Source organism: Salinicoccus sesuvii, assembly GCF_042648145.1.
GTDB classification, from domain to species: domain Bacteria; phylum Bacillota; class Bacilli; order Staphylococcales; family Salinicoccaceae; genus Salinicoccus; species Salinicoccus sesuvii.
Genome location: NZ_JBHRWV010000008.1, coordinates 197575 through 216867 on the forward strand (window position 1 = coordinate 197575; position 19293 = coordinate 216867).

The 19293-nt window shown below is 44.3% G+C and carries 20 protein-coding genes; 3 read left to right on the forward strand and 17 right to left on the reverse strand.

What is annotated here, in order from left to right; all coding sequences use genetic code 11:
* Window positions 1-26 precede the first annotated feature (26 nt).
* On the forward strand, window positions 27-2900 hold the full coding sequence (locus ACFOJ8_RS09965) for a DUF3427 domain-containing protein (RefSeq protein ID WP_380656655.1): 2874 nt from the start codon (window positions 27-29) through the stop codon (window positions 2898-2900).
* 33 nt (window positions 2901-2933) lie between these two features.
* On the opposite strand, the gene ACFOJ8_RS09970 is transcribed toward ACFOJ8_RS09965, so the two are convergent.
* Window positions 2934-4262 carry a hemolysin family protein gene (locus tag ACFOJ8_RS09970; protein WP_380656658.1) on the reverse strand — a complete coding sequence of 443 codons (1329 nt, stop codon included), beginning with the start codon at window positions 4260-4262 and terminating at the stop codon, window positions 2934-2936.
* Between the two features lie 353 nt (window positions 4263-4615).
* Between ACFOJ8_RS09970 and ACFOJ8_RS09975 the strand changes: the two genes are divergently transcribed.
* Window positions 4616-5059 carry a MarR family winged helix-turn-helix transcriptional regulator gene (locus tag ACFOJ8_RS09975; protein ID WP_380656661.1) on the forward strand — a complete coding sequence of 148 codons (444 nt, stop codon included), beginning with the start codon at window positions 4616-4618 and terminating at the stop codon, window positions 5057-5059.
* 16 nt (window positions 5060-5075) lie between these two features.
* Here ACFOJ8_RS09975 and ACFOJ8_RS09980 read toward each other — a convergent pair whose 3' ends face one another.
* The 9 genes from ACFOJ8_RS09980 to ACFOJ8_RS10020 all read right to left on the reverse strand — a co-directional run bounded on the left by ACFOJ8_RS09980 (window position 5076) and on the right by ACFOJ8_RS10020 (window position 13215).
* Window positions 5076-5927, reverse strand: coding sequence for a DegV family protein (locus ACFOJ8_RS09980; RefSeq protein ID WP_380656664.1), 852 nt, complete (start codon window positions 5925-5927; stop codon window positions 5076-5078).
* 62 nt (window positions 5928-5989) lie between these two features.
* A complete protein-coding gene (locus tag ACFOJ8_RS09985) occupies window positions 5990-7606 on the reverse strand; it encodes an ATP-binding cassette domain-containing protein (protein ID WP_380656666.1) in 1617 nt (538 codons plus the stop codon).
* Window positions 7606-9162 carry an ATP-binding cassette domain-containing protein gene (locus tag ACFOJ8_RS09990; RefSeq protein ID WP_380656669.1) on the reverse strand — a complete coding sequence of 519 codons (1557 nt, stop codon included), beginning with the start codon at window positions 9160-9162 and terminating at the stop codon, window positions 7606-7608. Before ACFOJ8_RS09990 ends, ACFOJ8_RS09985 begins: the two co-directional genes overlap by 1 nt.
* 62 nt (window positions 9163-9224) lie before the next feature.
* Window positions 9225-10250, reverse strand: coding sequence for a GTP 3',8-cyclase MoaA (moaA, locus tag ACFOJ8_RS09995; protein WP_380656672.1), 1026 nt, complete (start codon window positions 10248-10250; stop codon window positions 9225-9227).
* Complete coding sequence (gene mobA / locus ACFOJ8_RS10000) at window positions 10225-10833, reverse strand: molybdenum cofactor guanylyltransferase (protein ID WP_380656675.1); 609 nt, start codon at window positions 10831-10833, stop codon at window positions 10225-10227. Before mobA ends, moaA begins: the two co-directional genes overlap by 26 nt.
* On the reverse strand, window positions 10830-11063 hold the full coding sequence (locus ACFOJ8_RS10005) for a MoaD/ThiS family protein (RefSeq protein WP_380656678.1): 234 nt from the start codon (window positions 11061-11063) through the stop codon (window positions 10830-10832). Before ACFOJ8_RS10005 ends, mobA begins: the two co-directional genes overlap by 4 nt.
* Window position 11064: 1 nt before the next feature.
* Window positions 11065-11508, reverse strand: a complete 444-nt coding sequence (locus ACFOJ8_RS10010; protein ID WP_380656681.1) for a molybdenum cofactor biosynthesis protein MoaE — start codon at window positions 11506-11508, stop codon at window positions 11065-11067.
* Entirely contained in the window at window positions 11495-11962 is a 468-nt protein-coding gene (gene mobB / locus ACFOJ8_RS10015) for a molybdopterin-guanine dinucleotide biosynthesis protein B (protein WP_380656683.1), read from the reverse strand. Before mobB ends, ACFOJ8_RS10010 begins: the two co-directional genes overlap by 14 nt.
* Window positions 11959-13215, reverse strand: coding sequence for a molybdopterin molybdotransferase MoeA (locus ACFOJ8_RS10020; protein ID WP_380656686.1), 1257 nt, complete (start codon window positions 13213-13215; stop codon window positions 11959-11961). Before ACFOJ8_RS10020 ends, mobB begins: the two co-directional genes overlap by 4 nt.
* A gap of 62 nt (window positions 13216-13277) precedes the next feature.
* Between ACFOJ8_RS10020 and moaC the strand changes: the two genes are divergently transcribed.
* Window positions 13278-13760 carry a cyclic pyranopterin monophosphate synthase MoaC gene (moaC, locus tag ACFOJ8_RS10025; protein ID WP_380656689.1) on the forward strand — a complete coding sequence of 161 codons (483 nt, stop codon included), beginning with the start codon at window positions 13278-13280 and terminating at the stop codon, window positions 13758-13760.
* Window positions 13761-13780: 20 nt separating this feature from the next.
* Here the strand turns inward: moaC and ACFOJ8_RS10030 are convergent, their stop codons facing one another.
* From ACFOJ8_RS10030 to ACFOJ8_RS10060, 7 genes are all read right to left on the reverse strand, one after another.
* Window positions 13781-14275, reverse strand: coding sequence for a MogA/MoaB family molybdenum cofactor biosynthesis protein (locus tag ACFOJ8_RS10030; RefSeq protein ID WP_380656692.1), 495 nt, complete (start codon window positions 14273-14275; stop codon window positions 13781-13783).
* A 9-nt stretch (window positions 14276-14284) separates the two neighbouring features.
* Entirely contained in the window at window positions 14285-15286 is a 1002-nt protein-coding gene (locus ACFOJ8_RS10035; protein WP_380656695.1) for a ThiF family adenylyltransferase, read from the reverse strand.
* Window positions 15287-15290: 4 nt separating this feature from the next.
* Window positions 15291-16475, reverse strand: coding sequence for a nitrate/nitrite transporter (locus tag ACFOJ8_RS10040; protein WP_380656698.1), 1185 nt, complete (start codon window positions 16473-16475; stop codon window positions 15291-15293).
* A 97-nt stretch (window positions 16476-16572) separates the two neighbouring features.
* Entirely contained in the window at window positions 16573-17106 is a 534-nt protein-coding gene (locus ACFOJ8_RS10045) for a hemerythrin domain-containing protein (RefSeq protein WP_380656701.1), read from the reverse strand.
* A gap of 15 nt (window positions 17107-17121) precedes the next feature.
* On the reverse strand, window positions 17122-17772 hold the full coding sequence (locus ACFOJ8_RS10050) for a response regulator (protein ID WP_380656705.1): 651 nt from the start codon (window positions 17770-17772) through the stop codon (window positions 17122-17124).
* Window positions 17773-17783: 11 nt separating this feature from the next.
* Entirely contained in the window at window positions 17784-18815 is a 1032-nt protein-coding gene (locus ACFOJ8_RS10055) for a sensor histidine kinase (protein ID WP_380656708.1), read from the reverse strand.
* A complete protein-coding gene (locus tag ACFOJ8_RS10060) occupies window positions 18808-19269 on the reverse strand; it encodes a GAF domain-containing protein (RefSeq protein ID WP_380656711.1) in 462 nt (153 codons plus the stop codon). Before ACFOJ8_RS10060 ends, ACFOJ8_RS10055 begins: the two co-directional genes overlap by 8 nt.
* Window positions 19270-19293 lie beyond the last annotated feature (24 nt).

Below are 19293 nucleotides of genomic sequence, written 5' to 3' on the forward strand. Positions count from 1 at the left end.
TAATTGATCTAAAGAGGTGTAAGGACATGGGAATAAATAAAGAACATCTGCTGAATGCTTATGAGCATGGGTTCATAGATCGTAGTACAGAGAAAGTCGGACATCATTCCCCGCGCATTATCATCAATTCCAATGAAGATAACGTACTTTCATCAATGCTTGATGAACTGGAAGAATGCCGCTCATTTTCCATCTCTGTCGCCTTCATCACAGAAGGCGGTCTCGCAACATTGAAATCGACTCTTCATGAACTGGCTAAAAAAAATGTGAAAGGGCGCATCATCACTTCGACTTATCTCAACTTCAATAAACCCAAAGTTTTTAAAGCCCTTCTTGGCATACCAAATGTTAAGGTTAGAATAACAGACAAGGAAGGATTCCATGCGAAAGGGTATGTATTTAAAAACCAACACTACACATCCATGTTCATCGGAAGTTCAAATCTCACCGACGCTGCACTAAAAAAGAACTACGAGTACAACCTCAAACTGACCAGTTTAGATAATGGCGCCGTCATCCAGCATTTCAACGATCAATTTGATGCCTTATGGCGTGATTCCGCACCTGTTGATCGTGCATGGATTAAAGCATACGAAGAGGCTTATATCGAGGAGCCGATACAAAGAAAAGTACTCGAAGTCATTGAAGATCGTTCCATTTATCAATATAGAAACGCAACCAGTCCTGTTATAAAGCCTAACGTCATGCAGCAGGAAGCACTTAACTCACTCGATCAACTGCGCCAGACTGGCAAAGATAAAGGACTTGTGATTTCAGCTACAGGAACCGGGAAGACCTACCTTGCAGCATTCGATGTAAAACACTTCAAACCTCAACGCATGCTTTTTTTGGCGCATCGTGAGCAGATACTAGAGAAGTCGAAAAATGACTTTTCAAATCTGATCGGAGAGTCTCAATCGGACTTCGGCATATTTAGCGGTAATAAGAAAACAGACGAGGCAAAGTACTTATTTGCCACTGTCCAGACACTCTCCCGCGAAGCTAATCTCAACCACTTCAATCCTGATGATTTCGACTACATTATAATAGACGAGGCGCATCGTTCGGGAGCAAGTACATATAAGAAGATACTGGAATACTTCAATCCATCCTTTCTGCTTGGTATGACCGCTACACCGGAGCGGACAGACGACACAGAGATATTCAGCCTCTTCGACTATAATATTGCCTACGAGATCCGCCTGCAACAGGCTTTGGAAACAGAGATACTCGCTCCCTTCCATTACTTCGGCGTAACCGATTATGAGAAGGATGGTCAAGTCATCGACGACACAACAGCGCTAAGTCAACTTACAAACACTGAACGTATTGAACATCTGATCGCCAAAATTGAATACTATGGACATTCGGGAGAAATCCTCCGCGGGTTAATGTTCGTGTCGAACCGTGAGGAGGCACATGCACTCAGCTCATCTTTAAACATGCATGGATATAAAACAAAGGCACTTACCGGACTGGATACACAGCACGAACGGCAGAAAACTGTGCAGGCATTTGAACGCGGCGACCTGCATTATATTATCACCGTCGACATTTTCAACGAAGGTGTCGATATTCCGTCCATTAACCAGGTAGTCATGCTTCGCCAGACAAAATCCAGTATCATCTTCATACAACAACTTGGACGCGGCCTCAGAAAACATGAAGACAAAGAATATCTAACCGTCATAGATTTTATTGGAAACTATAAAAACAATTATATGATTCCCATTGCGTTGACAGGAGATAAATCTTATAACAAGGATAGGCTAAGAAAGTCTCTGCTCAGCCGCAATATAATAAGTGGGTTATCCACCATCAATTTCGAAGCAGTTGCTAAAGAGAAAATATATAAGTCCATCAATACTACTCCAGTCAGCAGACAGAGCTTTCTTAAGGAAATGTACGTATACTTGAAAAATAAACTCGGCCATGTTCCGACACTGCTCGACTATCATAAAGATATCGATGTCATCGACCCCACTCTCATTCTCCATAAATATAATCATTACTTGGAATTCCTCGCAAAGATTAAAGAAATCGAACTGGATATTCCACATGATAGTCATCAGATTCTCACTTTTCTTTCCAAAGAAATTTCGGAAGGCAAACGTGTTGCTGAGACATTTCTGATAAAGACAATCATAAAAGGTCCTGTAGAGGTAGAAGCTTTTCAACTTGAAATGCGCAAAAAAGGGTATCGCATGACGGACGACACGATGCAATCAGTATTAAGGGTGCTCACTCATCAATTTTACACCGAACCGGACAAGAAAAAATATGGAGAACCTCTCGTCGAAGTCATAGGTAATAAAATTCAGGCAACACATACATTAATGAAGACACTGGAAAATCCATTTTTATATGAGCATATTCATCAGGTGTTAGCGTTGTCCGTAGAAAACAGCAAAGCGTATAACCAGTCGAGTGCACTCACAATCAATCAGAAGTATTCAAGAAAAGATGCCTGTCGTCTGCTTGAATGGGATAAAGATGAGGCGTCTACAATGTATGGATATAAATATAAACATAATACTTGTCCGATTTTCATCACATACCATAAAGATGAGACGATTGAAGAAACGATTCAATATGAAGATCAGTTTCTGGACCGGAACACACTCAAATGGTCTACGAGAAGTAATCGGACACTTCAGTCTAAAGAGGTCAAAGCCATTCTTAAAGCGCATGGTGAAGGTGCACATATCCATATCTTCGTAAAAAAAGATGATGACGAGGGCACTGAGTTCTACTACCTCGGGCAAGGGCATATCGACTATGATACGCTTCAGGAGAAGCAGATGAACAGTGGTTCTGGCAAACCGGTTGTAATGATGAATATGATTATGGAGAAGCCTGTAGCGTACGAAATCTACAAGTACTTGGAATCTAGCATATAAAAATAAGAGCAGACCTCAAATTGAGGTCTGCTCTTATTCCACTTCGCTGTTCTGCGATTGGTTATACCCTTTAAGCAGAGCTACTTGCTTGACGAGATGGTTATCCATATCAAGAACAATCCATTTATCTTCTTTAGTGTTGAAATGATCATCTTTCCCTATGTCAGTATTATTACTCTGAAGCCAGCCGCCGATTGTATCTATATCGTCACTGTCATTAAACATGATTCCGAACTTCTCTTCCAGGTCATCCAGCAATACACGACCATTTATATGGTAGATGTCATCCTCTACTTTAACAATGTCCGGCTCTTCATCTTCGTCGAATTCATCTCTGATTTCACCGACGATCTCTTCAAGTATATCTTCCATAGTAATCATGCCTGCAGTACCACCATACTCGTCGATGATTAAGGCAATGTGCACACGTTCTTGTTGCATTTTAACCAGTGCGTCACTGATGCGTGAAACTTCTGTAATCATTGGTATTTCATGAATATGATCCTGTGGTGTGACATCTTCGTCTGATACATGGTTTGTCAGAAACTCCCTGACATTGAGGAAGCCAATAATCTGATCCTTGTCGCCACTCTCATCAGTAACAGGGTAGCGGGTGTAGTTATGTTCTTTAACATTTTCTAGCACGTCGTCGATATGCACGGGATCTGTGAGTGTAATCATCTGTGTCCTCGGCACCATGATATCTTTGGCTAGTCTTTCGTCAAAAGAAAAGATGTTCTGCATATAAGCGAGTTCTGTCTGATTTATTTCTCCACTTTGATAACTTTGTGTCATTATAATCTTAAGTTCATCTTCAGAGTGGCCCTGTTCTACTGGTGCCTCTTTTAGACCAACCAGCCTGACGAGCATCCGTGCTGTACCATTCATCGTCCAGATGAGCGGCTTTAAAATGACTCCGAAAAAATACAATGGTCCTGAGAACAGCAATGCCAATTTCTCGGCATATTGGATGGCGACTGTTTTTGGTGCCAGTTCACCGACAACGACGTGAATGAAAGTAACAATGAGAAATGCGACTGCGACGGTCATTACGGTCGTTAGTTGGTCAGGTAAACCTAGAAAGCTAAAGAACGGATTTAGTATGAATTCAAAGGTCGATTCACCAATCCAACCGAGCCCGAGTGCTGTTACAGTAATACCCAGCTGACATGCAGACAAATAGTAATCAAGTTCTGCAGTCATGGTTCGTACTCGTCGCGCTTTCCGATTGCCTTCTTCAACAAGCTGTTCGATTCGGGAATGTCTTGCTTTTACGAGTGCAAATTCCGACCCGACAAAGAGCATTGTAAGTACTATAAGAATTACAAATAAAATCAAGTTCCATATTGTGGTTATGTCCAATTAGTTCCCTTATTTAAAAGGGATTCACCTCCGGTAATGTATGACTACAATCTGTGCGTTGAATGCTTGGTGTGATGGGTCTCTCTTCGTGCTCAGCATCTTAACCGGCATAAAAACCTTCAAATTCGCCTTCCCAATTGCAGCCACCTCCCAAAAGATAATAGTTATAGACATTCTATCACAGTATTTTTTATAGATGCCACTTTTATCCACACATTCTAATAATACGCTACTTAATGGCATTTATTTTTCATATTTTGTATATACATAAATTTATATTGAATTTGCATATAATAAAGTATTATAATAATCATATGAAGTTGCAGGACAATATAGAATGGAGGTCAGCCTTCATGACCAGGTCCACTTTGGATGATCGCGTTTGTTTCAATCTATACAACCTTCAGCGGCAGATCAACCGTTTTTATAACAAGTCCATTTTGAACGAAATGGATATTACCTATCCGCAGTTCCTAGTACTTAATATTCTGCAAGATAAGAAGCAGGTAAATATAAAGACACTAGCCAAGATGTTGCGGTTGGATACAGGGACAATCTCACCTTTGATCAGACGGATGGAAAAACTTGATCTCGTCTACCGCTCAAGAGATACGGAAGATCAGCGCTTGGTTTATATAGAAGCAACCGATAGAGGGAAAGAAATGGAAGAAAAGTTGGAGAAGGCTTTTAATTCTTTCAGCGAAGCAATTGGCATCGCTCCTGAAGAAGAAAAGGCACTTCTTGCCCATATAAAGCATATTGATGCTATGCTTACAAAAAATGCGTTTCGGAGTTAACTCCGAAACGCATTTTTTATTTATTTCTAGTAAAGCCAAAACCGATTGTCCCATGCCCCGTGTGTACACCAGCTACTGTTACTAACGGTTCTACCACCAAGTTCAGCTGCGGCATTCTCTCCTCAATCTTTGTTCTCCATTCCTTGGTCAAATCGACATTCCCAGCATGGACGATTGCGAGAGTCTTTACTGCTTCTTCCTTGACGTGTTTCTCAAGTCCCGCCAAAACAGCATTAACCATCTTCTTTTTCGTGCGCAGTTTCTCGTCGATAATTACCTTGCCATCATCAAACTTCAGCTTGAGGTGAATATTCAAGACCGAAGCAAGCATCGACTGGGAGGCAGAAATACGTCCACTCTTCCTAAGCTGATTGAAGCTTTGTGGCAGTAAATACAGCTGTGCCCGTTCACGCATCGATTTGATATCTTCCACGGATTCTTCAATACTTTTGTCGGAATTTCTTGCCTCAACTGCTTGCTCAACCATCTGCTTCATAGGATAGCTTCCGATTCTAGAATCGATGACATAGACAGGCTTAGTCAGTCCTTCAGAAGCGCTGAGAGAGCTTTGGTAAGTGCCTGTCAGCTCGCTTGAGGCATGGACAGCTATAATTGCTTCGTAATCGTCATCCGCTTCCAATGCTTCGTACACTTCCATAAACTCTCCAATTGGGGGTTGTGAAGTTTTGGCACCTTCTCCACTTTTTTGAAGCATATTGTATATTTCTTCCGTCGTAGCGTCGACACCATCTCTGTAGGAAACACCGTCAATGATAACAGACATCGGCAGCACCCGGATATCGTGAGCTTCCATGTAAGCCTTATCAATTCCGGATGATGAATCCGTTACTACTGCGATTTTTTTCATATCATCGTCTTCCTTCCTGCCACATCTATTTAAGATAGTGTAGCATTTACTGAACTGCATTACTACAGAAAGTCCTTAAAGCGCTGGACAGCTTGATGAACCTGTCCGTGACGCTGCATAAGATCTCCATATGTGCCAGACTCTATGATCCTACCTTGCTCCATGTAATGGATATAATCAAATGAATCAAGCCTGCTCAAGTCGTGCGTGCTGACAATAACTGTCGGTTTCGAGAGTATATAATCCCACATCTTCTGTTTCAGCCGATCATCGAGACGCGCAGTCGGTTCGTCCATAATCCACCAACTTTTATCTTCAGCGAGCATACGTATAAACTGCAAGCGCTTCTGTTCCCCACCGGATAACCTCCCAGTGAATTCTATCATGGTGTCAGGCTTGTAGTATGACATCTCCAATAATTTAAGATCTGATTCGATGGCTGATCGATCTCTTTCGATATGACCGAACATCGTAATATTGTCCATGACAGATGCATTATAGAAATCAAGTTGTTGGGGCATGACCGAAACCCGGGCATCAGTGCCATCAGATATTATTTGTCCGCTCTTATCATATAATGTGACCGCTGGATTGTGATCAATGATCTGATTGATTAGGGTCGTTTTTCCGGAGCCACTGCTACCGATGACTGCATGCTTCTCTCCTTCTTTTATAGACAAAGAGATATCCCTTAGCACATCGAGGGAAGCATTAGGATAACGGAAGTTCAAATCATCAACTTCAATGACTGAAATTTTATCAGATTCAACTGGAATGCCCTTGTCTACAATCTCAAGTTCCAATTCAGAAACTGCTGCTTTGACCGTCTTGTACTGACTTGCAGGATTCATTACAGGCATGATGAGATCAAAGTAGCTAAGTGCAATCAGCATAATCATTGGGACCCACAATGGTGTCTCTGCATAAAGCATTACGATAATCAGAACAATGGCTGAGAGCTGAGCGATTTGTCCCAACAGTTGCATCAGAGACTCATTTAGGACCATTTTATTCTCGTTCTTTCTTATGGATTGAATACCAGGTACAAGTTTCTCGCCTTCAGAATCCAACCTGCCTGTAACAAAAAGATTGGTGTAGTCATGAATGTAATGATAGAGCTTTGAATAGAGCACATCATCCGTCTGATCACGGAATTCGAGTGTTTTAGACATCCGGTTCTCGAATACTTTTGGAATTCCATATAGTAGGATGAAGGCAACAATGGCAGTCATCGCTGCAACTCCGAGACTTACATAAGCCGCAAGTACCATAATCAGTATAGAAATAAGTACAGCGACAATATACGGATAGATAATACGTATATAATAGTTTTCTACCTGCTCGAAATACTGATTTAACTTTTGAATGAATTTGACACTATGAGTATCCTGTACGGAACCGATTGTACTTTTGAAATAGTTCAGTCTAAGCCGACCAATCAGCTTGAATGTCGCTTCATGCGAAAGCAGTCTTTCAACATATCTAAAAGCCCCTTTCATCATACCGAAAAGCTTTATGACTGCGATGATCAGGATGATCACGAAAAATGGGGGGTCAAAGAAACTGAGACTGATCATGTAGCCGCTAAGGCCAAACAGCGCAATGCCGACCAAACCACCAATCAGGCCTAGCAGTATGCTGTAGAGAATCTGTTTTCTCTCACTTTTCAAATACTCCATCATGCCCCTCCTTTCTGAAGGACGACTTGTCTATTACTGAAGGTATAATGATGATCGGCAATCTTTAATAGTTTACGACGGTGCACCACTGCAACAATCGCCGCGTCCTCTTTTAATTCAGCAAGGTAGTCCATAACCATTTCTTCTGTTGTCGCATCCAAAAATTCTGTTGGTTCGTCCATCAGAATGATCTTCGGACGACGTATGAGAACCCTTGCCATCTTAAGTCGAACAATTTCACCGCCGGACAATGGGATATTGTGATTGACGATTGGCGCATGAATGCCTTGGTCAAGGTTATTGAGACTCTCCATAAGCCCAAGTTTTTCAAGTACTGCGAGCACCTTTGCCTCATCATATTCGCCATCGGATACATATTCGTAAATTGTCGTATCGGAGAAATAAACTTCGTCAGAAAGGAAGCCAATATCCGTATTCGACAGTGCAACACTACCATTTTTTGGACGATGGAGACCGAGTAGCATACGGATGAACGTGCTTTTACCGATACCGGAAGGCCCGGTGATGGCTGTGAATCCTGTTTTAGGAAGTGTGAGGTCCACACCTTCGAGTAGTAAATCTCCGCCATGACCCATGGAAACCCCTTTGAGCTCAATCGAATGGGACGAATCGAAATTTCGATAATCTGCATTATCACCCTCGCTTTCAAGCCACGCCTCGATACGCTGCAAGTTACCTTGGGAGAGCTTACCATTATGGAATTCAATGCCCAGCACTTTCAGTGCATTGTAGAACTCGGGAGCGAGCAATAGCGTAAAGAAAGCAGCATAGAAAGTGATGTTTTCAAAAATAATAATTTGCAATCCAACTTCCAGTGCAATCAGACCGATACCGAGAATCGTAATGAACTCGAGCATCAGCGTGGACTGGAATGCGTATTTCAATATATGCATAGTTTCTCTGACATATTGTTCATTATAATGCTTGAGCCTTGAGAGCACGGTACGCTCCGATCCTGTGTACTGTACCGTGTTTTTACCTCTAATGAGGTTAAGGAACAATGTTCCAAGTTCGTCGAACTGAGCGGCCTGTGCTTCTGACTCATCCTTTGTTCGCAGACCTACAAGTACATAATAGAGTGGGACAAAAGGTGCTGTAAAAATCATGATGAGTGCAGCATTCCTGTGAATGAAAAACATCGCTATAATGATAATGGTAATTTTGACTGTGGTCTGGATGACAGTCGGAATGAACACCTTCTCAAATGGCCTATACTTTTCCAGATGGACAAAGATTGCATTGAGCATAGATTCTGAATGCTTCCGTGTCTGATCGTCAATTTTAGCGACCACTCTTCGCGTTAGATTCTCGATTCGCTCGTTCGCCACCTTCGCACCTACTATTCTATAGGCAAAAGTCAGGAGAGCGTACAGTAGGAAAAACACCCCGATCCATACAAGACCCGAAGCCGCGGGTGCTTCCCCGGCAATCACAATATCATCAAGCAGTACAGAAAGATAATGTCCGAACACTATGAATGCGAGCACACCGAATGCAGACATTACGCTGTACAGAAGGATAAACTTTTTTGGCATATTCAGCTTCATATCTTTTCCTTTCCAGCAATAAAAAACGTGAAGATGATCTTCACGTTTTCCTAGCCTCCGATATAACTCATATTAATCTTGTTCCGCTTGCGCCGGTTCTCGGATGTGATTTCTGTCCTGAGATCGGAGTAGCGGTCGTCCCGTCTATTCCAGACACCCGTCAACACCTCAGTCAGTTCCTCATCAGAGATGCCTTCCCTGATTAGCTGTCTGACATCAAAGCCATCTACAGCAAATAGGCAGCCATAGAACTTGCCATCAGATGATAGTCTCGCTCGGGTACAGGTGGAACAGAAACTTTCGGAAACACTCGTGATAAACCCGAGGTAAGACTCTGCATCTTTATGGCGGTATACTTTCGCGACCTCGCCGTAATAGGCAGGGTCAAGGGGTTCAATATCGAATTCTTCTTCAAGCATCGACACGATCTGTTTCTTCGTAATGACTTTATCAAAGTTCCAACCATTATCATTACCCACATCCATGAACTCTATAAACCTTAATGTTACTGGTAAGTTTTTGAAAAAGCGCGCCATGGGCAGAACTTCGTGGTCGTTGAGACCTTTTTTAACAACCATGTTAATCTTGATTTCAAAACCAAGGGATAGGGCATATTTAATCTGCTCGATAATTTTTGATGTACCAATGCCCCGATCGTTGATCTGGCCGAACAATTCATCATCCATAGCATCCAGACTGATGTTGAGTCGTCTTAATCCAGCCTCATACAACTTTTTACCATGTTTTTTCAGGAGAAGTCCGTTTGTCGTCATACCGATATCTTCTATGCCTTCTATACTGTAGAGCTTGTAAATAAGTTCATCCAGATCTCGTCTAAGCAATGGCTCTCCGCCTGTAATCCTTAACTTTTTGACACCAAGTGATGCATATATTTTGGCAATTCGCTCTATTTCTTCAAAAGACAGCAGCTGCTCGCGTTTCATGAATTCGAAGTCGTTACCGAATATTTCCTTTGGCATGCAGTAGGTACACCTGAAATTACAACGGTCAGTTACGGATATTCTCAAATCTCTGATCGGTCGTCCAAATTTATCTGTAATGCTCTCCACTTTCATACCCCCTCAAGCGGATGTCGGTCTTTCTATTGATATTCGTGAATATTTTTTCATCGATATCGTAAAACGCTGCATCCACTTCAATCGTCTGCCTTTCTTCGAATAGCCCACGCATGCTTAGTCTACCTCTGTCTATCAGATGTCTCAGAGTGTCCGATAAACCTGATCCCTGATAAATACCAATTAGCGGATGCAGACGATCTTGTGCTTTGGTGACAATCAGGGCGTCTGGATAAGCGGCGGCCCTGCTACCGAGAATACGCAACCATTCCGGTGAGACATGGGGCGTATCGCACGATACGACAAGTAGGCAATCTTCTGGAAAAGCACGCGATACTTCATGAAGGCCACCGAGAGGACCACAATCCTGAAAGTTACCATCAACGATAGTATCCATATCTTCAAAGCACTCGGCAAGACGCTGATTAGTGCTGATAATTACCTCATCGACTACACCAGATGTCCAAATTGTATCGACTACGTGGCGATACATAGGTTTGCCTTCAAGTTTAAAAAATGCTTTATCCTCCCCAAAACGTGTTGAATTACCGCCAGCCAGCACGACACCGATTGTTTTTTTCATCCACCGCTCACTGGTGGGATCAAGGCAACCTCATCATGTTCATTTATATTATGCTCGTCCTTAACAAATGCTTCGTTGCACGCGACTTGAAACACCTCTCCGTCAAGTGAAGGGTACTGCGCGTATATTCTTTTCTTCAGGTCTCCGGCAGTCAGGGATGCTGGTGTATCTATGAGAATACGCCCTTGACCGGCCATTTCCTTCAAACCTGCAAACAACATCACTTCCATATTATTTCTCCTCCAGGTCTGGGTGATACTGGCGCTGGTCACCCATCCATTCTGCGCCATCTTCCCATATTTCCTTCTTCCAGATTGGCACAATCTCCTTGATTCTCTCAATAGCATATTCATTCGCCTGATAACTGTCTTTTCTATGCGGCGCGCTCGTAACGATAACAACCGCGATATCGGAAATCTCAAGCTTTCCTATACGGTGGGCGATAGTCGTTTCGACACCCGGCCAACGTTCATTGATCTCGGCACCAATCTGTGCCAATTTTCGTTCTGCCATCGGTACGTATGCCTCGTACTCCAAATGGACTGTGCGCGTGCCTTTTGTCCATTCCCTTACATGTCCGGTAAACATGCACACGGCACCCTGCTTCTCATTTATGACAAATTCATGATATTGATGGATATCTATCGGATCTTCTACTATTTCAAATTGTTTCATCATCAGAACTCCATTCATCAAACCATTCAATAATCTTATTCTCATCATACCGCATATCTGCATATATTAAAACATTCACAAACTTCATTCCACCGACATTTGTGTGTCCATTTGTCACTGAATGTGTCAGTACAATCTTGGGATATGTTTCATGCTTGTACCCTTCTATCAGTAGTACGTCAACCGTTCCTTCAAATTGCTTGATTTGTTCCTCGAGATTCGGAGCATCATTATCAATGCGCATACTCATATTTGGCGTGTTGAGAAGTGTCACATCTGCCCCACTTGCGGCAAATTTGCTGGTATCACTATCTCTTGCGATAATACCACCGTCAAGGTGATGATGCTTGATGACAGCGACTTTCAGTCCTCTCACCTTGAGCAATCCAATCATCTTATCAATAAGCGTTGTTTTTCCAGTATTTTTGAACCCGACGACTTGAAGAACTTTCATATGTCGAAATGATCGATGCCACTTGTCATATCTGTCATCATCACTTTGATGGCATCGCCTTTTTCATATCCCCGCGTACCACCTGGCAATACAATGATACCGTTGCTTTTAGCAATTGAAGTGACAGCATTTGACTTGTTGAAGCCGGCAGGGCTAGCATAAATCAAACCTTCTCGGTAGTCGATTTCAGCACGGATGAAACGTGTGAAAGGATTTGCTTTTTTGAAGTCCCCATCGAGCACTGCGTCGAGTACCGGTGCAAAAATACGATCGTGACCCATCATTTTAAGAAGTGCCGGACGTGCGAATAGTTCAAAACCTGTGTAACATGCCGAGGGATTGCCACTCAGACCAAACATCGGTTTTGACCCGAGCATGCTGACGGTTGTGACACTGCCAGGCCGCATACCGACTTTATTGAAAAGTTCTTTGGCACCTAGCGACTCATAAAGCTTCGGCAAGTGGTCATAATCTCCGACTGACACACCACCTGTGGTGATGACTGCATCCACTTCATTGAGCATCTGCTTTACTCTTTGAAGCAATGTATCGAAATCGTCCGCTTCCAACGCGTACATACGAGCCTCGATGTTCATACGCTGCAGCTGGCTCCTTACCATCGGGCCGTTTGAATTCCGGATTTTCCCCGCTTCAAGCGGTACATCGATATCCACTAATTCACTGCCGGTCGCAAGAATTCCGACCACGGGCTGCTTTCGGACTTCTATTTCTTTATAGCCAAATGTCGCAAGTGCTGCGACGGTACCTGGGTTGATGAGAGTGCCAGCAGGAACTATAACATCCCCGCTCCTACATTCCTCACCTTGTCTCGCGATATTTTCTCCCGATGTAAAGGGCTTCCTTATTGAAAATGAGCGTTCATCCTGCCTTGTCTGTTCAAACATCACCACAGCATCGGCACTCTCTGGTATAGAGGCACCGGTCATAATGCGGAAAGCCTCACCTTCGCTCAATTCGTAGCGACTTGTAGCACCAGCCGGCACTTCTGCTACGACTTCAAATGAGACTCTGTTTTCGCCGGAAGCACCTTCGCTGTCTTTGGCACGAATGGCGAATCCGTCCATTGCCGACTTGTTAAATCTCGGTACATCCATGGATGCTTCTAGATCTCGTGCAAGTATGCGCCCATAGCTTTCCGTATAAGGAATTGTTTCTACTGGAAGCTTTGACAGGCCGGAGATCACTCGACGGACCGCTTCCGAAACGGCAATCGGGGTACGATTCAAATTCATATCATCACTACTTTCGATTTGCAGATTCTGTTATACTCATTGTACTAGAAAGGAAGTTGAAAATGTCTGAATTCACTCATTTCAATCAGGAAGGCAGAGCACGTATGGTGGATGTTTCCGACAAGGAAGTAACAACCAGAACTGCTGTAGCCAAAAGCGTACTTGGTGTTTCTGAAGCAATCCATCAAGCCATTATTGGAGGTACAGTCAAAAAGGGGGATGTACTTTCAGTTGCTCAAGTTGCCGGCATCATGGCAGCCAAGAACACCCATCAGATCATCCCGATGTGCCATCCACTCCCTCTTTCCGGTGTCGATATCTCATTTGAATGGATTCATAAGAAAGAGTGGTTCCTATGTATCGAAGCCACTGTAAAGACAACCGGTCGTACGGGAGTCGAAATGGAGGCTTTGACTGCAGCAAGCGCCGTAGCACTCACCATCTACGATATGTGCAAGGCAATCGACAAGGGCATGGTTATCCATGAAACCGCACTTGTATCAAAAACAGGTGGCAAATCTGGAGATTACCATATAGACAAGTAGAGCGTGCCTTGAGGCACGCTCTACTTGTTCAATTCGTGGACGAAGTGATTGAGCTCAGGTTTAATCAGCCGCTCCATGCCAAGTCTTACTGCACCGGTCGAACCCGGCAGCGCAAAGATGACTGTCTGACCGATGGTACCTGCAACAGCACGCGACAACATGCTACGCGAGCCGATATCTTCGGTGTAGCTGAGCATTCTGAACAGTTCGCCGAACCCCTCAATCTCCTTATCGAACAGCGGTCGCAACGCCTCAATCGTTACATCACGATAAGCGATGCCAGTGCCTCCTGTTGTAATGATGGCATCTACGCCGCAACGTAACTGATGCCTTACAGCTTCTGATATTGCCGCAGCATCATCTTTTACGATGCGATAGTCATCAATAACCGTATTGAGTGACATCAGTTGATCAATGACTAGGCGTCCCCCTTTGTCCGTTTCCTCATTACGTGTATCACTGATAGTGATGACCCCTACTCCTATATCCCGATCGATCCGTCCCACAATACTCATGACAGCCTCCTAGCCGAATAGTTGATTGACAAGCGTTCTTGCCTTGTTCATATCACCGAGCCCATGGATCAGCAGCCGACCGTTATTAAAACAGACAAACCGAAAGTTCTCATAATGGAACTCTTTAAAATAGGGTGTATGGTTCACTTCTGTACCGAGTCGACCAAGGGCGTGGTCGACGACCGCTCCGTTAATACGTGGGTCCATCACCTGAACGGTATCTCTGCCACATAGCCGCATGGCATGATCAGCCTGTGCCAAAAGCGATGGGTACACCGGGCGGATGCCACAAGTTTCACATTCATCGGAGTGCATCGCATCCATACGGAATTTCATATGATCCATATCCCAGATGTTACCGACACGCATATAGTACGGTGGAGCAAACTGTTCCGTCAGAATCTTAAGACCAGTTGTTACCTGCTCGGCAACCGCCATCTGCACAGCTGGCCCGATAATTCCAGCCGTATCGCATGTCAACGTTGTTGACGGCAATATAGGCACGAGGCACCGGTAACACGGTGTTGATCCTGGTATAAACCCAGCACTACTGTAGGATGCTTCGACACATGCTGCGTATACCCATGGTATGCCAATTTTATAGGCCACATCGTTAATCATCAGACGCGTATCAAAGTTGTCCGTGCCATCAAGTAGCAGATTCGCAGATGCCGCAACTTCCATAAGCAACTGTGCATCGCAATGAGCAATGTGCGCCTCCACTTCAAGATCCGGCCGAATTTCCATGAGCCGTCCCTTCGCTGCAATCACCTTCGGCGTCTTCTCCTGAGCATCGTGCGCTGTGTACAATGTCTGGCGCTGAAGATTGGAATACTCCACATAATCGCGATCGATCAGAATCAGCTTCCGGACACCGGCACGGGCGAGCATTTCAGCAGATAAAGAGCCAAGCGCACCGACACCGACAATAAGTACCGTACTCGTTGAAATGAGATGTTGCCCACTTTCACCTATTCCCTTATAGAGCACCTGCCTTGAATAACGTTCCATGTCATCACTCCGACACCAGTTGATTTTTCTTAAGGTTACTATTCATATAGAACATTGTAAACAGACTGATTAGACAGAAGAGTGACAGAAGTATAAAACCAATGGCATAGCTGCCTGTTAGATTATGTGTCTGGTCGATGACGATTGGTGGGAAGAATCCACCGAGCCCGCCCATCATCGCGACAAAACCATTGCTGATACCCGCCTGTTTTGAGAAGTAGGTTGGAACAAACTTGAAGACCAGTCCATTGCCGATCCCGGCACAAACGGCTGTCAGCAGACATCCGATTGTAAACAAGATGATGACATTGTAAGTGAAAGCCAGCAGCAGACCAGATAATGCCAGTCCGACGAATGTGATGGTCAGCGCGTGCAGTGCATTGAACCTGTCTCCAATCATTCCACCAATTGGTCTGAGCACTGTCGCTATGACAATGAATACCGCCGTTCTGATACCAGCATCGATTGTGCTTAAGTTGAATAATGCTTCATCGGTCAGGAATCCCGGCAAGAACAGGCCGAAGGCAACAAAGGCGCCAAATGTAATGAAATACCATAGATTGAAAAAGTAGAATTTATAGTCTTTCGCCACTTCCTTGAACTGTTTAGCAAGTGGCAGATTAACTTTTTTCTCATTTCGATCTCCGAGAACAAACTGCATGATGGCAAAGAATGCCAGTATAACTAAGTAAGTCTGAACCGCTGACTGCCAACCGTTAAAAAATAATGCTAATGCCGGTGCACCAAAGCTCGTTACTGCAGTACCGATGTTGCCCATGCCGTATACACCATTGACAAAGCCATGCTTTTCCTTTGGATAGTACTTCGGAAGACTGATGACACCAATGCTGAATGTTGCTCCGCCGACACCTAGGAATACTGCTGAAATCATCAAATCCGCAGGTGTCGTAGCGATACTCAGGTAGAACACGGGCACCAGCAAGAAAATGAAACTGAAAAGAAAGATGATACGTCCCCCCATCTTATTGGCAAGAATACCGAAAGGTATACGCAGTACGGAACCGAGTATTACCGGCAAGGCAACGATGAGTGCACGGTGGTCGGCGGCCTCCGGTATATCCTTAACAATTTCAGGGAACAGTGGCGCAAGCAGCGTCCACACCATAAACCCTGCAAGTAGGCTGAATGTCTGGAGTATCAATTGTTTTTTACCCTTTTTTTCATTCATGCAGATCAACCTCATTTACTTTAGATTGTGATTTAATTTACAAATATATTATATAATCTGCACATCAATCCAAGTAAGAAGGGAAAACCCTACATTTCTAGCCACTAGTTATCATGGTATTCACTTGATTAAGCAACACTTCTTCATCGACTGCCTTCAGCACTTTATCCGCCATCGTGAATAATACCGCTTCCTCCTTGACCATATGTACCATCAACACCTCGTATGCCTCCATCACGTCCTTGACCATCTCCTTCATGCGCTCAAGCGACATTTCTCCGGAATCATGCATGGAGTGGTGGAAAAAGTGGTCGATATAGGCCTCGATTTCCTTATGTTCTTCCTCTATCGACAGAATCGGCCCCTGCTCGTATCCAATATATGTCCCGAGCATTGGAAAAAAGTACTTTTCCTCCTTTTCCTGGTGCTGTTTCAGTGGCTCTTGGAACGCTTTTAGCCTCTGCCTCAGATCTTTGGTAACCATCAACCCTTCGAGATGGCTTCTGACGTCATCGTGCTCGAACTTCAAAGCTAGACTGAACCAATCGTCCATTAGATATTTGAGGTAACGATGTTCATTTTCTAAGATGCGTAACGCCTTCAATTTAAATTGAAACTCTCCCTGTTCCATCGAATCCACCTACATTCAGAAATCTATCAATTTTTTCTTCATCGCATATTCCACGAGCTCAGGCCGACTGGCTAGTTCGAGTTTCTCCATGATTCTCGACTTGTGGGCTTCTACCGTCTTGACAGACACGAAAAGCATCTCTGCGATATCTTTATTACCGTACCCTTTGGCAATTAGCGGTAGAATTTCAAGCTCCCGCCGTGTCAGAATACTAAATGGCTCTCCTGCCTGCTTGGGCAATACCTCATTATTAAGCAACCTTTCAATGTTCTCATCCATCAGTACAGGATCCACATATCGCTCTCCGCTATATACTTTTCTAATTGCTCGGATCAGCTCATCATCTGGTGAATTCTTCAAAATATACCCTTTGGCACCACTCTTGAATGTGTGGACGATATACTCCTCATCGTCATACATCGTCAGTATCAGTATCTTCACTTCCGGAAATGTATCATTGATTCGGCTAGCAGCAAAAAGACCGGACTCTCCTGGTGGCATACTGAGATCCATCAGGAGAACGTCCGGCCCGAGCGCCTTCACTTTATCAAAGGCTTGCCGGCCATCGGCCGCTGTACCGATCACTTCCATATCCGGCTGATAGTTGATCAACATGCTGAAGCCTGTCCGCACTACCGCATGATCATCTGCAATGACAATTTTCATCTAATCTCCCCCTATACTGGAATGGAACCAAACACCTTGGTGCCTCTACCAGGCGCACTGTCGACACTGACAGTGCCCCCAACACTGCTCGCCCGCTCGGACATCCCAAAAAGACCGAGCCCCGTGCCAATCGGTGCATCTTCTGTACGAAAACCAATTCCTGTATCCTCTATTCTAAACTTGATACGATGGTTCAGTCCGTTTTCCGTCTCTTCGAGCACAACTTCGACGGAATCCACTTCAGCATACTTTGCTGCATTGAACAAAGACTCCTGGATGATTCTGTACAGCACCGTCTCGACTTCAGCATTGAAACGCTTCTGGTTGACTTCAAAACGGAAGTCCACACTAATGCCATATTGCCTTTCAATCCACTTGAAGTGGGTTTTGAGTGCCGCTTCTATTCCCAAATCGTCCAGACTGGCTGGCCGTAGCTCCACTGAAATATTTCTGACATAGTCGAGAAGTTGGCTCAAGGATTCTTCTGATTTGGCCACCTTATCATTGAGGGCCTCACGGTCGTCCACATATTTGAGGAGCCGCATTTCAAGTAGAACGTTCAAGAGCTCCTGGGTTACTCCATCATGCAGGTCCCTCGATATACGCTTCCTCTCACCCTCTTGAGCTTGGATGATGCGTTGCGTCAATCTTTTCTGGTGCTCGATTTCTTGCGTCTTCAGCTGTTCGGCTAATGGATTCAAAGTAAATACACTGATTTCATTTGTAGGATCGATACGCTGGAAGTTGGCAATGAAAGGCACTACTTCGCCTTCGCGCGTGCGCATGTAGACTTGGAAGGAGACGATTTCTTCTTCGTAGAGATAACAGTTACTACAGGCCACGCGTCCCCCATCCATGTACATGCCTTGACAATGACTACATATATGCTGGAACTGGCTTCTATCATACCCTGTTTCATCCAGTGTACTGGCAGCGTGGGCATTCATATGGACGATTTCCCCACTTTTATTGACGAAGAGGATCATCTCCTTAGAATGATGGAACATCGCCTCAAGCAGAGCGGTCAGATTGGGTTCATTCATTTACCATCAGCTCTTTCAGTATTTGTTGTCTGAGTGTATCCTCGGCAGCCTGCCTAATCGTTGCATACTCCGCATCTTGAAACGTTCTGACGCTGCGGTTCCCCATCAGCAGAATACCCATGACCTCCTCGTCGTCATTCCATAAGGGCATGGCGATGAAGCTCTTAAGGCGCTCTATTTTTAGTATCGGGTAGCGGAAAAGGTCACGTTCGATGTCTGTTTCGGCGATATCATGTATAACCATCGATTTACCGGTTTTCATGACTATGCCCGGCACCCCTTTGCCTCTTGGCAATGCGATTTTTTTCCATTGGTCCCCGCTACTGCCGATGCTGTACTTCCATTTAATCATATAGTTGGTCTGCCTAATCCGAATATCTGTCAGAGCGACAAGATCAAAACCAAATGCTTCTCGGATACTCGCCAAGGTTATTTCAACGCTACTCGTGTTCATAGTATACCCCCGCTTCCAGGAGAT

Bases quoted from the DNA above. Each gene is read 5' to 3' on its own strand.
- ACFOJ8_RS09965 (WP_380656655.1), top strand. From the start codon at position 27: ATGGGAATAAATAAAGAACATCTGCTGAATGCTTATGAGCATGGGTTC.
- ACFOJ8_RS09975 (WP_380656661.1), top strand. From the start codon at position 4,616: ATGACCAGGTCCACTTTGGATGATCGCGTTTGTTTCAATCTATACAAC.
- ACFOJ8_RS09980 (WP_380656664.1), bottom strand. From the start codon at position 5,927: ATGAAAAAAATCGCAGTAGTAACGGATTCATCATCCGGAATTGATAAG.
- ACFOJ8_RS09985 (WP_380656666.1), bottom strand. From the start codon at position 7,606: ATGGAGTATTTGAAAAGTGAGAGAAAACAGATTCTCTACAGCATACTG.
- ACFOJ8_RS09990 (WP_380656669.1), bottom strand. From the start codon at position 9,162: ATGCCAAAAAAGTTTATCCTTCTGTACAGCGTAATGTCTGCATTCGGT.
- moaA (WP_380656672.1), bottom strand. From the start codon at position 10,250: ATGAAAGTGGAGAGCATTACAGATAAATTTGGACGACCGATCAGAGAT.
- mobA (WP_380656675.1), bottom strand. From the start codon at position 10,833: ATGAAAAAAACAATCGGTGTCGTGCTGGCTGGCGGTAATTCAACACGT.
- ACFOJ8_RS10005 (WP_380656678.1), bottom strand. From the start codon at position 11,063: ATGGAAGTGATGTTGTTTGCAGGTTTGAAGGAAATGGCCGGTCAAGGG.
- ACFOJ8_RS10010 (WP_380656681.1), bottom strand. From the start codon at position 11,508: ATGAAACAATTTGAAATAGTAGAAGATCCGATAGATATCCATCAATAT.
- mobB (WP_380656683.1), bottom strand. From the start codon at position 11,962: ATGAAAGTTCTTCAAGTCGTCGGGTTCAAAAATACTGGAAAAACAACG.
- ACFOJ8_RS10020 (WP_380656686.1), bottom strand. From the start codon at position 13,215: ATGAATTTGAATCGTACCCCGATTGCCGTTTCGGAAGCGGTCCGTCGA.
- moaC (WP_380656689.1), top strand. From the start codon at position 13,278: ATGTCTGAATTCACTCATTTCAATCAGGAAGGCAGAGCACGTATGGTG.
- ACFOJ8_RS10030 (WP_380656692.1), bottom strand. From the start codon at position 14,275: ATGAGTATTGTGGGACGGATCGATCGGGATATAGGAGTAGGGGTCATC.
- ACFOJ8_RS10035 (WP_380656695.1), bottom strand. From the start codon at position 15,286: ATGGAACGTTATTCAAGGCAGGTGCTCTATAAGGGAATAGGTGAAAGT.
- ACFOJ8_RS10040 (WP_380656698.1), bottom strand. From the start codon at position 16,475: ATGAATGAAAAAAAGGGTAAAAAACAATTGATACTCCAGACATTCAGC.
- ACFOJ8_RS10045 (WP_380656701.1), bottom strand. From the start codon at position 17,106: ATGGAACAGGGAGAGTTTCAATTTAAATTGAAGGCGTTACGCATCTTA.
- ACFOJ8_RS10050 (WP_380656705.1), bottom strand. From the start codon at position 17,772: ATGAAAATTGTCATTGCAGATGATCATGCGGTAGTGCGGACAGGCTTC.
- ACFOJ8_RS10055 (WP_380656708.1), bottom strand. From the start codon at position 18,815: ATGAATGAACCCAATCTGACCGCTCTGCTTGAGGCGATGTTCCATCAT.
- ACFOJ8_RS10060 (WP_380656711.1), bottom strand. From the start codon at position 19,269: ATGAACACGAGTAGCGTTGAAATAACCTTGGCGAGTATCCGAGAAGCA.